Source organism: Candidatus Rickettsiella isopodorum (assembly GCF_001881495.1).
Taxonomy (GTDB): Bacteria; Pseudomonadota; Gammaproteobacteria; order Diplorickettsiales; family Diplorickettsiaceae; genus Aquirickettsiella; species Aquirickettsiella isopodorum.
Genome location: NZ_LUKY01000005.1, coordinates 1 through 350, shown reverse-complemented (window position 1 = coordinate 350; position 350 = coordinate 1). Strand labels below are relative to the sequence as shown.

The following is a 350-nucleotide window of genomic DNA, read 5'->3' as shown; positions in this document are numbered from 1 at the left end:
AGCATCCTCTCTTTGAATAACATCCTCCTTCAACCATATTACCGTCTACCAAAAAAATATGCGTTGTTTCCTGATCTTTCCTGCTCTTGTGATGACGTTGCTTCTTTGGGTATTTGATTTGTAGTTCTGTTTTGTGCCAACATTAGTTGTCTTAATTGCTCAATTTCTTCTTTCATCTCCTTTCGCTCTTGTGCTCGTTTTGCTGCCGCTTCTTCTCGCTCTTTTCTCATCTGTGCAATCTCTTTTCCTACTTGTGCAAGCTCTGCTCTAAAGGCTTTACGATCACGTTCTATTTCGTCTAATATTTTTTGAATCTCCGCTTCACATTGAGGAGCATAGGTTTTTAGTAT

Annotated in this window: 1 protein-coding gene; it reads right to left on the bottom strand. The window is 39.1% G+C overall.

The genetic code is table 11. The annotated features are described in order from the left end of the window. Positions 1-38: 38 nt before the first annotated feature. Positions 39-350 (bottom strand): hypothetical protein (locus tag A1D18_RS06750; RefSeq protein ID WP_216094997.1); only part of this gene is annotated, 312 nt, incomplete at its 5' end.